Here is an 11613-nt window from a genome sequence, read left to right as displayed (position 1 = left end):
GAGCCGGGAATCACGAACTGGTTGGCCTCGACATCCTTGTAGAAAACCAGTTGCCCGGTATCCGGGCATTTGATCCACAAATTTTCCGGCGTCTCGCGGCGCAAAATGTTGCGGATCTTCGGCCGGACGACGTTGGTGAGCCAGTTCATGTTTCGCTCCGAATGGCGACCGCGCGGGTGATCGCCTGGATACCGGATATATGGCGGCTGGGGCTGTGCCCGGCAAGCCGCCGCCCGCCGCCTGTCTCCACCGCAATTGTGGCTTATTCCGCGGCCTGTTTGGCGCCCCGTACGCCCTGCGCCAGCGAAGCCACGAGATCGGCCACCGCGCCGACGGTTTTGGCGGTGGCGCGGCCCTCGGCATCGAGGCTGCCGCGCAACGCATCGACCAGCGCCGTGCCGACCACCGCGCCGTCGGAAGTCTCCGCGACGGCGCGGGCGGCCTCGGGCGTGCGGATGCCGAAACCGACACAGACCGGCAGCCTGGTGTGGCGCTTGATGCGGGCGACGGCCTCACTGACCGCGCCGGTCTCGGCGCTCGCGCTGCCGGTAATGCCGGTGATGGAAACGTAATAGACAAAGCCCGAGGTGTTGGCGAGCACGGCGGGCAGTCGCTTGTCGTCGGTGGTCGGCGTCGCCAGCCGGATGAAATTGAGCCCGGCCTTCATCGCCGGCAGGCATAACTCGCTGTCTTCTTCCGGCGGCAGGTCGACGACGATCAGGCCGTCGACTCCCGCGGATTTCGCGTCGGCCAGAAACCTGTCGACGCCGTAAATGTAGATTGGATTGTAGTACCCCATCAGCACGATCGGCGTCGCGGCATCGGCTTCGCGAAACGCGCGCACCATCGCCAGCGTCTTCTTCAAGGTCATGCCCGCTTTCAAAGCGCGCAGGCCGCTGGCCTGAATCGCCGGCCCGTCCGCCATCGGGTCGGTGAAAGGCATGCCGATTTCGATAATGTCGGCGCCGGCCTTCGGCAGCGCCTTGATGATCGCCAGCGAAGTGTCGATGTCGGGATCGCCGGCCATCAGGAAGGTGATAAAGGCCGAACGGCCCTGCTTCTTCAACTCGGCGAAGCGCACATCGATCCGGGTGGTCATGACTTCTTCCCCCGCAGGATATCCGCCACCTGGGGAATGTCCTTGTCGCCGCGGCCGGACAGATTGACCACCATCAGGTGATCTTTCGGCCGCTTCGGCGCCAGCTCTGTCACCTTGGCGATGGCATGGGCTGATTCGAGCGCCGGAATGATGCCTTCCAGCCGCGACAGCAATTGAAATGCCGCGAGCGCCTCGTCGTCGGTCGCCGACAGATAGGTGACGCGCCCCTGCTCGTACAGCCAGGAGTGTTCCGGCCCGATGCCGGGATAATCCAGTCCGGCTGAAATCGAATGCGCGTCCTGGATCTGGCCGTCATCGTCCATCAAAAGATAGGTGCGGTTGCCGTGCAGCACGCCCGGCCGGCCGCCGGCGATCGAGGCCGCGTGTAGCTGCGTAAGACCGTGGCCGGCGGCCTCGACGCCAAAAATCTCGACGCCGGGATCATCGAGGAACGGATGAAACAGCCCCATCGCATTGGAGCCGCCGCCGATGCAGGCGATCAGCGAATCCGGCAACCGGCCTTCGGCTTCCTGCATCTGTGCGCGGGTCTCGACGCCGATCACCGACTGGAAATCGCGCACCATCGCCGGATAGGGATGCGGTCCGGCGACGGTGCCGATGCAGTAATAGGTGTTGTGGACGTTGGTCACCCAGTCGCGCAGCGCCTCGTTCATGGCGTCTTTCAGCGTCCGCGTGCCCGACTGCACCGGGATTACCTTGGCGCCCAGCATCTCCATGCGAAACACGTTCGGCGCCTGACGCGCGACATCGACCGCGCCCATATAGACCAGGCATTCCAGCCCGAAACGCGCGCACAACGTCGCGGTCGCAACGCCGTGCTGGCCCGCACCGGTCTCGGCGATGATACGCTTCTTGCCCATGCGCCGCGCCACCATGATCTGGCCGAGCACATTGTTGACCTTGTGCGAGCCGGTATGGTTGAGCTCCTCGCGCTTGAGGTAGATTTTCGCGCCGCCGAGATGTTCGGTGAGGCGTTCGGCCAGATACAGCGGCGACGGCCGGCCGACATAGTCCCTGAGGTAGCCGTTCATTTCGGCCTGGAACGCCGGATCGGCCTTGGCGAGGGCATACGCCTTCTCCAGGTCGAGGATCAGCGGCATCAGCGTTTCCGCGACAAAACGTCCGCCGAAAATGCCGAAATGCCCGGTTTCGTCGGGACCGCTGCGGAAGGAGTTGGGCAGGCTGGGATTCATCGGACCATCAGTTCTTCGGTAGCGCGGGCGGCGCGAATAAACTTGCGGATCATCTCCGGATCCTTGACGCCCGGCGTGCGCTCCACGCCGGAGGAAACGTCGACGCCGCCGGCACCGGTGACGCGAATGGCTTCCGCAACATTGCCGGCATGAAGGCCGCCCGAAACCATGAAGGGCAGCTTGAGGTCGAGATTCTGCAGCACATGCCAGTCGAACACCGCACCGAGACCACCGGGACGGGTGGCTTCCTTCGGCGCGCGGGCATCGAACAGGATGCGATCGGCAACGGCGGCATAGCCGGGCAACGGCGCGAGGTCGGCCGAGGTCTCGACCGCGATGGCCATCATCACCTCCAAGCCGAATGTCTGCCTGATGTCGCGCAGCCGCGCCGCGGTTTCCTTGCCGTGCAATTGCAAAATGTCGGGCTGCAGCGCCTCAACGATGTTGGCGAGCGTCGCGTCGTCGGCATCGACCGTCAGCGCCACTTTCGACGCGCGGCCCTTGGCTTGTTTGCCGAGCTTGCGCGCCGTCTGAAGGCTCAAATGGCGGGGCGAAGCCGGAAAGAACACGAACCCGACCATGTCGGCGCCGGCCTGCAGCGCGACGTCGAGCGTCTCCGGCGTGGACAGTCCGCAAATTTTCACGATCAGGGGCATGGTTCAAGGCACAGTCAAAGCGGCGGCAAAAAGCAAGAAAGCGATGCGATTGCGGCCGGGTTCTACAACGTCGCGCCCTGCTTGTCTCGCCCGGCGGACCCATATCCGCCCCCCTGCGGGGGCAGCGCAGCAAGGCGCTGCGGATCGCCCCGCGAGGCGACGGCGCTGGCGCGCAGGTCGGCCAGTTGGACCCGCGCCTGCTGCGCGTCGGCCTCGTGCCGGCGCGCGGCGCGGCGCCAGTGGCGCTGGCGGAACCAGGTCGCGGAGCCACCCGCCATCACGCCCAAAATCGCCACCAGGATAATGACGACGAACAGCGGCAGCGTGACGCCGAGCGACGGATTGCTGGCGTTGAACGGATCGAACGATACCGTCACCAGATGGCGGTTGGCGACTGCGAAAACGACAAAGACCAGGCCCAGCGGAATCAGCACCAGGCCCGTGAGAAATTTTCGCATGACCATCTCTCGCCTTGAGGAGATCGGCGGACGCACCCCCCAGGGAGGCGCGATCTAAAACGCCTTAAGCGCCGGCGTCGGGAGTCCCGCCTTCGCGGTTCAGCCGTTCGCGCATTTCCTTGCCGGTCTTGAAGAACGGCACGCTCTTCTGATCGACCGGCACATGGGCGCCGGTACGCGGATTGCGGCCGGCGCGGGCAGGACGATGCTTCACCGAAAAAGCGCCGAAACCACGCAGTTCGACCCGGTCGCCCCGCGCCAGCGCGGCGACGATCTCATCGAGGATTGCGTTCACAATGTTCTCGACATCCCGCTGGTAGAGATGCGGGTTGTGCTCGGCAATACGCTGAACAAGTTCGGATTTGATCATCGAGAATGGGACCCGCGAATGTGCTGATATGCATTTCCGTGAAAATACCGTGAACTGTCAAGACGCTAAATGAAATTTGGGCCTCGCGAAAGCGCGTGACAAACGGCCGGATCGGGAATTGTGACAGCACCCGCAATGCGGGAAACCGGGACGGAAACCCGACTCATGCGGTTCAATCGGGTCCGGCGGGACGCCACAATGCCAGCATGCCATCGAGGCTTAGGCGGTCGACGGCTTGCGCAACGCCGGCCTGCTCGACCTGCCGCGCCACCGCGCTCAGGCCCAGCGCATCGAGGGTAATGGAGGCCGCGGTCCGCAGAAAGGTCAGGTCGCCGAAGCGTGGCGCCAGCTTGTAGTCGCGCACCGGCAGATCGCTCTTGACGCCTTTCTGCGCCACCAGCCACGCAATGGCGGATTTCTCGTCGCCGAGTTGATCGATCAGCTTGAGATCGACCGCCTGGTGGCCGGTGAACACCCGTCCGTCCGCGACCTTGTCGAGCAGTTCGTCGTCCATGCCGCGGCGCTCTTTGACGAGGCCGCGAAACCACGCATAGGAATCCTTGACCAGCGCGTCGAGCGCGGCGCGCGCTTCCGGACTGGTCGGCTCAAAGCCGTTGGGCGCGGCCTTCAGCGGCGAGGATTTCACCTCTTCGACCTTGACGCCCACGGTTTTCAGCAAGTCGGTGAAATTCGGAAATTGAAACAGCACGCCGATCGACCCGACCAGCGAAGTCTGCTGGGCAATGATGTGATCGGCCGCGATGGCGGTGATGTAGCCGCCCGACGCCGCCAGCCCCTCGACGACCACGACCAGCGGCTTCTTTGCCTTCAGGTGCACCAGCGCGTCGTAAAGCTGCTCGGAGCCGGCCGTGGTACCGCCGGGCGAATTGATGTGAACGATAACAGCCGCGGCTTTTGAATTTTTTTCCAGCCGCTCCAGCGCCTCGACGCGTTCCTGGTCGCTGCGGATCAGGCCTTCGATATTGATGCGGGCGATCGAACTTGATACCGCCAGCGAGCCCCGTCCTCCCGGTATCGCGATCATGCCAAATGTGACGATCAAGGCGATCGCAACCAGTGCGGCGACCACACGCCAGAACGTCAGCTTGCGGCGAATCCTGCGGCGATCGACGATCACGTCTGAATCAAGCGACATCGAAAATTCTCCCGGAAACGGTCTTCAGGGCCCGCATGGTGTTCCCTGAACAGCGTTGATTTGGCGTTTCATGATTACATCAATTGCGGTGCAAAATGAAGAAAACAAGGCCTGCGGCGATCCTCCCGACGGGGCCTGACCGGTAATTTATCCGGCAACAAAAAGGGCCCCGGTCGAAACCGGGGCCCGATTGGCGGAGACAGCAAAAAGCTTACTTGTCGGTGCGCTGCTTGAGCGCGGTGCCGAGAATGTCGCCCAAGGTCGCTCCCGAATCGGAGGAGCCGTACTGCGCGATGGCTTCCTTCTCTTCAGCGACTTCCAGCGCCTTGATCGAGACCTGCACCTTGCGGGCCTTCTTGTCGAACTGGATCACCCGCGCATCGACCTTTTCGCCGACGGCGAAACGCTCGGCGCGCTGATCGGAGCGCTCACGCGCCAGTTCGGACCGCTTGATGAAGGTGGTGAAGTCGGTGCCGGCGATCTTGACCTCGATGCCGCTTTCCTTGACCTCGAGCACTTCGCAGGTCACGACCGCACCCTTCTTGACATCGCCCGGCTCGGCGAACGGATCGCCCTCGAGCTGCTTGACGCCGAGCGAGATGCGCTCCTTTTCGACATCGACATCGAGCACCACGGCCTTGACCATGTCGCCCTTCTTGAAGTTGTCGATCACCTGCTCGCCCGGAAGCTTCCAGTCGAGATCGGACAGATGCACCATGCCGTCGACGTCGCCCTCGAGCCCGAGGAACAGGCCGAACTCGGTCTTGTTCTTGACCTCGCCTTCGACCGTCGATCCCACCGGGAATTTTTCGACGAAAACTTCCCAGGGATTGCGCATGGTCTGCTTGAGGCCGAGCGAGATCCGGCGCTTGACCGAATCGACTTCGAGAACCTGCACCTCGACTTCCTGCGAGGTCGAAACGATCTTGCCGGGATGCATGTTCTTCTTGGTCCACGACATTTCCGAGACGTGGATCAGGCCTTCGATGCCCGGCTCCAGTTCGACGAACGCGCCGTAGTCGGTGATGTTGGTGACGCGGCCGGTGAAGCGCGCGTTGAGCGGGTACTTCGCCTCAATGCCCTGCCACGGATCGTCCAGCAATTGCTTCATGCCGAGCGAGATGCGGTGGGTCTCGTGGTTGATCTTGATGATCTTCACCTTCACGGTCTGGCCGATGGTCAGCACCTCGGTCGGGTGATTGACCCGGCGCCAGGCGATATCGGTGACGTGCAGCAGGCCGTCGATGCCGCCGAGATCGACGAACGCACCGTAATCGGTGATGTTCTTGACGACGCCGTCGATGACCTGGCCTTCTTCGAGGTTCTGCACCAGTTCCTGGCGCTGCTCGGCGCGGGTTTCTTCCAGCACGGTGCGGCGCGACACCACGATGTTGCCGCGGCGGCGATCCATCTTGAGGATTTGGAACGGCTGCGAATTGTTCATCAGCGGCGCGACGTCGCGGATCGGCCGGATATCGACCTGGCTGCGCGGCAGGAACGCCACCGCGCCGTCGAGATCGACGGTGAAGCCACCCTTGACCTGGTTGAAGATGACGCCGTGGACCTTCTCGTTGTTGTTGAAGGCCTTCTCGAGCTTGCCCCAGCTTTCCTCGCGGCGCGCCTTGTCGCGCGACAGCACGGCTTCGCCGAGCGCATTCTCGATGCGGTCGAGAAACACCTCGACCTCGTCGCCTACTTTAAGTTCGCTTTCCTTGCCGGGTCCTGCGAATTCACGCAAGGCCACGCGGCCTTCGGTCTTCAGGCCGACATCGATGACGGCCATGTCTTTTTCGATCGCAACAACGATGCCCTTGATGACGGAGCTTTCCTGCAGATTGCCGCCGGCAAAGCTCTCGTCGAGCATGGCGGCAAAATCGTCGCGGGTAGGATTATAGGAAGTAACAGTCGAAGCCATTGGTTCTCCAGATGCGGGTAAAGCCGGCCATTCGGGTTAAGGGGCGTCTCGCGCGTGAAGTGTCAGGGTTCCGCAAACCCTGACGACCGCCCCGCGAAAAATCGCGAAAGCGGGCCGGCAGCATGCCTGCACGTTCGATCCGTTGATTGATCCGGGCTTGAACGAGGCAAATCGGCCTCGGGATATCGATATTCAAGACCAGGAGCGGGCTTTCCTCCAATGACGGCAGCGGTTTAGTTTGAAGAGCCTCAAACCCGCTGCCGGCCCGCTCGGACGGCCTCGACAATGTCGATGGCGGCCCGGACGCCGCCTTCTATATCCAAATGCGAGTTGTCGAGCAAGTGAGCATCGGGGGCTGCTTTTAACGGCGCGATAGCCCGATTTTGATCCCGCTGGTCGCGCATCAGGATATCCGCCAGCACCAAGGCCTCGTCGGCATCCTCACCCCGGGCCCTGGCTTCCAGGGTGCGGCGGCGGGCGCGGACTTTGGGGTCGGCCATGACGAAGATCTTCACGTCGGCGTTCGGGCAGATCACGGTTCCGATGTCGCGGCCGTCGAGCACCGCGCCCGGCGGATCGGCGGCGAACTGCCGCTGAAAATTGACCAGCGCCTGCCGCACGCCCGGGATTGCGGAGACGATCGAGGCAGCCTCGCCGACCCTTTGGGTCTTCAGCACCGGATTTCCGAACTTTTCGGGATCGAGTTCCATCGCGGCGGCGACCGCCCGGGCCTCGTCGGCGAGATCGGCGCCGGCATCCAGCAGCACCTTAGCCACCGCGCGGTAGATCACGCCGGTATCGAGATGGCGATAGCCGTAATGTGCCGCAAGCCGCTTGCCCAGCGTGCCCTTGCCCGAGGCGGCCGGTCCGTCAATGGCGATGATCATGAAAACTCCGCTCCCAGCCCGCGCATCATCGGAATGAAGTCCGGAAAGCTGGTGGCGATGAACGCGGTGTCATCGACCTTGACCGGCCGGTCGGCGGCAAGCCCCATCACCAGCGCCGACATCGCGATGCGATGATCCATATGGGTGGCGACGAGGCCGTCGCCGGCCACATGGCCCTTGCCTTCGACCATCATGTCGTTGCCGGAGATTTCGACCTTGACGCCGTTGACGCGCAGCATCGCGGCGGTGGCTTCCAGCCGGTCGGATTCCTTCACCCGCAATTCCTGCAGGCCGCGCATGATGGTGGCGCCCTCGGCAAAGGAAGCCGCCACCGCCAGCACCAGATATTCGTCGATCATCGAGGGCGCACGCTCCGGCGGCACCTCGACGCCGCGCAGTTTCGAGGCGCGGACGCGAAGTTGCGCCATCGGTTCGCCGGCATCGCCGCGAACCTCGGTCTCCTCGATCGATGCGCCCATCTCGCGCAGCGTGGTGAACAGCCCGGTGCGCAACGGATTGGTCATGACATCGGACAGCACGATATCGGAACCTTCGACAATCAACGCCGCGACGATCGGAAACGCCGCCGATGATGGATCGGCCGGCACCACCACGTCGGCGCCATGCAATTCGGGTTGCCCGGTGAGGACAATCTTGCGGCCATGGCTGCCGTCGCGCGTGGAGACGATCTGCGCACCGAAATGCTTCAACATCAGTTCGGTATGATCGCGGCTGGCCTCGGTTTCGATCACGGTGGTGACCCCCGGCGCCGACAGTCCCGCCAGCAGCACCGCGGACTTGATCTGCGCCGACGCCACCGGCGTGCGGTAGACGATCGGCAGTGGGTCGCGCGCGCCATTGAGCGTCAGTGGCAGGCGCCCGCCATCCCCGCTGGCGCCGACCCGCGCACCCATCAGTTCCAGGGGATCGAGCACCCGCCGCATCGGCCTGCCGCGCAGCGAGGCATCGCCATCGAAGACGGTCGTGATCGGGCAGCCCGCCACCGCCCCCATCACCAGCCGGCAACCGGTACCGGAATTGCCGAAATCGAGCGGAATCTCGGGCTGTGCGAACCCCGCCACGCCCACACCCCTGACCTCCCAGGCGTACGCGCCGGTGCGCTCTACCCTTGCGCCTAGCGCCCGCATCGCCTTGGCGGTATTGAGCACGTCCTCGCCCTCGAGCAGCCCCGATATGCGGGTTTCGCCGACCGCCAGCGCGCCCAAAATCAGGGCCCGATGCGAGATCGACTTGTCGCCGGGGACGCGAACCTTGCCGGTCAGGGGCCCACTCGAACGGGCCTGCAGCGGTGTCGGGCGATCGGCTGAATGGGTCAAGATTGTGTCCTCTGCACGGGCGGCAGGTATCACATGGGCGGCGCGGCGTCACGCAGCGGCTGGTCCGGCGCAAACCGCTATTGACAGCAGCGCGGCAACTAGCCAAGTGAAGCACCGTTTTTCAGATATTCCCAGGATTTCACACGTGGCCAAATCCGATCTCGGAACCAAACGCATTTGCCCGACGACAGGCAAGAAATTCTACGATCTCAACAAGAGCCCGGTGATCTCGCCCTATACCGGCGAGGTGGTGCCGATTGCCCCGATCCCGCCGCCGCGGACCCGCGCCGACGCCGCCGCGCGTGCCAGTGCGGCTGCCGCCGCAACAGCCGCCGAAGCAACCCCGGAGCCGGTCGAGGCGGAAGAGTTGGTGCCGCTCGAGGAAGCCGACGCCGAGGAGAACACCGGCAAGGTCAAGGCCGTCGTTCCGGAGTCGGAAGACGACATCGAGATCGACGAGACCATCGAGGACGACGACGATGACGATTCCACCTTCATCGCCGACGAGGAAGAAGGCGACGAGGACGTCACCGACATCATCGGCGACGTCAGCGGCGACGAGGAGACTTGAGATCGACCCTGAACTGTGTTCAGGGTTTTTACGCCGCACGTTGCCAGGACGGGCGGGGGCATGACCCGGAAGAGCGGTAACCGGTTTTTCCGAAAGATCATGCACAAACGGTAGAGTTTGGGGGCCATAGCTCAGCTGGGAGAGCGCTTGCATGGCATGCAAGAGGTCGGCGGTTCGATCCCGCCTGGCTCCACCAGCCTTCGCTCGCTTCGCGAGCTTCGGCTGGGCAAGCCTGGAAGGTCTGTCGTTAGCGAAGTGAGCGAAGGCTGCCCCGCCATAGCCCGGAGGGCGAAGGCGGGCTCGGCAAGCCCCAGCCGCGTTGTAACCTCTATGGCAAGTGGGGCATGCCATGAAGTACGTCTACATTTTGGAAAGTCTCGATTCCCGAACATTTCTACGTCGGCATCACTGACGACCTTCGCGCTCGACTGGCGAAGCACAATGCCGGCGAAGTGTCGCACACGTCGAAGTACGGGCCTTGGCGGATAAGAACCTACGTCGCGTTCTCCGATGAAGCGCTCGCCATCGCATTTGAGAAATATCTAAAGTCTGGATCCGGCCGGGCATTTGCGAAGAAGCGCCTCTGATGCTTAATGCAATCGATGTCCTCCCACCAACCCTCGCAAGCAACGCCCATGACGACTGAAAACACCTCCGGCGCGATGGCCGGATTGCGCGTGATCGATCTTACGCGCGTCCTCGGCGGACCCTATTGCACGCAAATCCTCGCCGACCACGGCGCCGACGTCATCAAGGTCGAGCCGCCCGCCGGCGACGAGGTACGCGACTGGGGACCGCCGTTCCACGACGAGGACGCGGCCTATTTCGTCGGCATCAACCGCAACAAGCGCTCGGTCGGGCTCGACCTCGCCTCGGAAGCCGGGCGCGCCGTGCTGATGAAGATGCTGGAGCGTGCCGACGTCCTGATCGAGAATTTCAAGCCCGGCACGCTCGACAAATGGGGCATCGGCAACGACGTGCTGCGCGCGAAATTCCCCAAACTCGTCCACTGCCGGATTTCCGGCTTCGGCGGCGACGGCCCGCGCGGCGGCAATCCCGGCTATGATGCCATCATCCAGGCCATGACCGGCATGATCGCCGCGACCGGCTCGCCGCAAAGCGGCCCGATGCGGATCGGCGTGCCGCTGGTCGATATCTCGACCGGGCTTTATGCGGCGATCGGCATCCTGATGGCGCTGTCGGAGCGGCAAAAATCCGGCGCCGGGCAGTTCCTGGAAACTACGCTGTACGAAACCGGCCTCGCCATCATGCACCCGCATGCAGCGAATTATTTCATGCACGGCAAGCCGCCGCAGCTCACCGGCAACGAGCATCCGAACCTCGTGCCCTATGCGATCTTCCCGACCCGAACCGACAATATCTTCATCGGCGTCGGCAATGACGGCACCTTCCGCAAGCTGTGCAAGGAAATCGGCAAGCCCGAACTCGGCACCGACGTCCGGTTTGCCCGTAACAAGGACCGCATCGCCAACCGCGATGCGCTCCGAACCGAGCTCGCCGCCGTCTTCAGCCAGCACGACGCCGTGCCGCTATGCGATCGCCTGCTCGCCGCCGGCCTGCCCGCCGGGCCGGTGCAATCGATCGACCAGGCGCTAACCAATGCCCACACCATCCATCGCGGCGATGTCATCGAAAAGGACTGGTACAAGGGCGTGGCCTCCCCGATCCGTCTGGAGCGCAGCAAGCCTGCCTTGCGCAACGTGCCACCGAAATTCAGCCAGCACGCGACCGAGGTACTGACGGAATTCGGGTATTCCAGGGGCGAGATCGATGCCCTGATCGCCAAGGGCGTCGTCTGCGGCCCCGACCGGAAGCGCTAGCCTCAGCTGTCCTCGTCCTCCGCGCGCCACCTTCGCCTTTTTTACCGCTTCCCTTGCTCCGCGCTTTCCCCATACCATCGTTTCGCTTATACGGTCATTTGCACGTCAT

At 63.6% G+C, this 11613-nt stretch carries 11 protein-coding genes, 1 tRNA gene and 2 pseudogenes; 4 read left to right on the top strand and 10 right to left on the bottom strand.

Features of this window, described 5'->3' with window-relative positions; genetic code table 11:
* The 10 genes and pseudogenes from E7813_RS13550 to aroA form a co-directional block, all read right to left on the bottom strand.
* A pseudogene (locus E7813_RS13550) lies at nucleotides 1–149 on the bottom strand (acetyl-CoA carboxylase carboxyl transferase subunit beta); the annotation flags it as partial.
* A 113-nt stretch (nucleotides 150–262) separates the two neighbouring features.
* A complete protein-coding gene (trpA, locus tag E7813_RS13545) occupies nucleotides 263–1099 on the bottom strand; it encodes a tryptophan synthase subunit alpha (RefSeq protein WP_291574706.1) in 837 nt (278 codons plus the stop codon).
* Nucleotides 1096–2313 (bottom strand): tryptophan synthase subunit beta, encoded by a 1218-nt coding sequence (trpB, locus tag E7813_RS13540; protein ID WP_291574704.1) that lies wholly within the window; start codon nucleotides 2311–2313, stop codon nucleotides 1096–1098. The genes trpA and trpB overlap by 4 nt, the downstream gene beginning before the upstream one ends.
* Nucleotides 2310–2969, bottom strand: a complete 660-nt coding sequence (locus tag E7813_RS13535) for a phosphoribosylanthranilate isomerase (protein ID WP_291574702.1) — start codon at nucleotides 2967–2969, stop codon at nucleotides 2310–2312. The genes trpB and E7813_RS13535 overlap by 4 nt, the downstream gene beginning before the upstream one ends.
* A 62-nt stretch (nucleotides 2970–3031) precedes the next feature.
* The gene (locus E7813_RS13530) at nucleotides 3032–3427 is read right to left on the bottom strand and encodes a lipopolysaccharide assembly protein LapA domain-containing protein (RefSeq protein ID WP_291574697.1); all 396 of its coding nucleotides are present in this window, start codon (nucleotides 3425–3427) and stop codon (nucleotides 3032–3034) included.
* A 64-nt stretch (nucleotides 3428–3491) separates the two neighbouring features.
* Nucleotides 3492–3797, bottom strand: a complete 306-nt coding sequence (locus E7813_RS13525; RefSeq protein WP_291574695.1) for an integration host factor subunit beta — start codon at nucleotides 3795–3797, stop codon at nucleotides 3492–3494.
* A gap of 172 nt (nucleotides 3798–3969) precedes the next feature.
* Entirely contained in the window at nucleotides 3970–4953 is a 984-nt protein-coding gene (gene sppA / locus E7813_RS13520; RefSeq protein WP_291574693.1) for a signal peptide peptidase SppA, read from the bottom strand.
* 211 nt (nucleotides 4954–5164) lie between these two features.
* On the bottom strand, nucleotides 5165–6868 hold the full coding sequence (gene rpsA, locus E7813_RS13515) for a 30S ribosomal protein S1 (protein ID WP_291574690.1): 1704 nt from the start codon (nucleotides 6866–6868) through the stop codon (nucleotides 5165–5167).
* A gap of 248 nt (nucleotides 6869–7116) precedes the next feature.
* Nucleotides 7117–7755, bottom strand: a complete 639-nt coding sequence (gene cmk, locus E7813_RS13510; protein ID WP_291574688.1) for a (d)CMP kinase — start codon at nucleotides 7753–7755, stop codon at nucleotides 7117–7119.
* Nucleotides 7752–9092 (bottom strand): 3-phosphoshikimate 1-carboxyvinyltransferase, encoded by a 1341-nt coding sequence (gene aroA / locus E7813_RS13505; protein WP_291574686.1) that lies wholly within the window; start codon nucleotides 9090–9092, stop codon nucleotides 7752–7754. The genes cmk and aroA overlap by 4 nt, the downstream gene beginning before the upstream one ends.
* Nucleotides 9093–9237: 145 nt before the next feature.
* Between aroA and E7813_RS13500 the strand changes: the two genes are divergently transcribed.
* From E7813_RS13500 to E7813_RS13485, 4 genes and pseudogenes are all read left to right on the top strand, one after another.
* Nucleotides 9238–9663, top strand: a complete 426-nt coding sequence (locus tag E7813_RS13500) for a TIGR02300 family protein (protein WP_291574684.1) — start codon at nucleotides 9238–9240, stop codon at nucleotides 9661–9663.
* Nucleotides 9664–9783: 120 nt separating this feature from the next.
* A tRNA-Ala gene (locus E7813_RS13495) sits at nucleotides 9784–9859 on the top strand.
* A gap of 153 nt (nucleotides 9860–10012) precedes the next feature.
* Nucleotides 10013–10250, top strand: a pseudogene (locus E7813_RS13490) (GIY-YIG nuclease family protein).
* A gap of 48 nt (nucleotides 10251–10298) precedes the next feature.
* Nucleotides 10299–11504, top strand: a complete 1206-nt coding sequence (locus tag E7813_RS13485) for a CaiB/BaiF CoA-transferase family protein (protein ID WP_291574683.1) — start codon at nucleotides 10299–10301, stop codon at nucleotides 11502–11504.
* Nucleotides 11505–11613: the final 109 nt, after the last annotated feature.

Source organism: Bradyrhizobium sp. (assembly GCF_004799405.1).
Taxonomy (GTDB): domain Bacteria; phylum Pseudomonadota; class Alphaproteobacteria; order Rhizobiales; family Xanthobacteraceae; genus Bradyrhizobium.
This window is presented reverse-complemented; position numbering and strand designations above follow the sequence as displayed.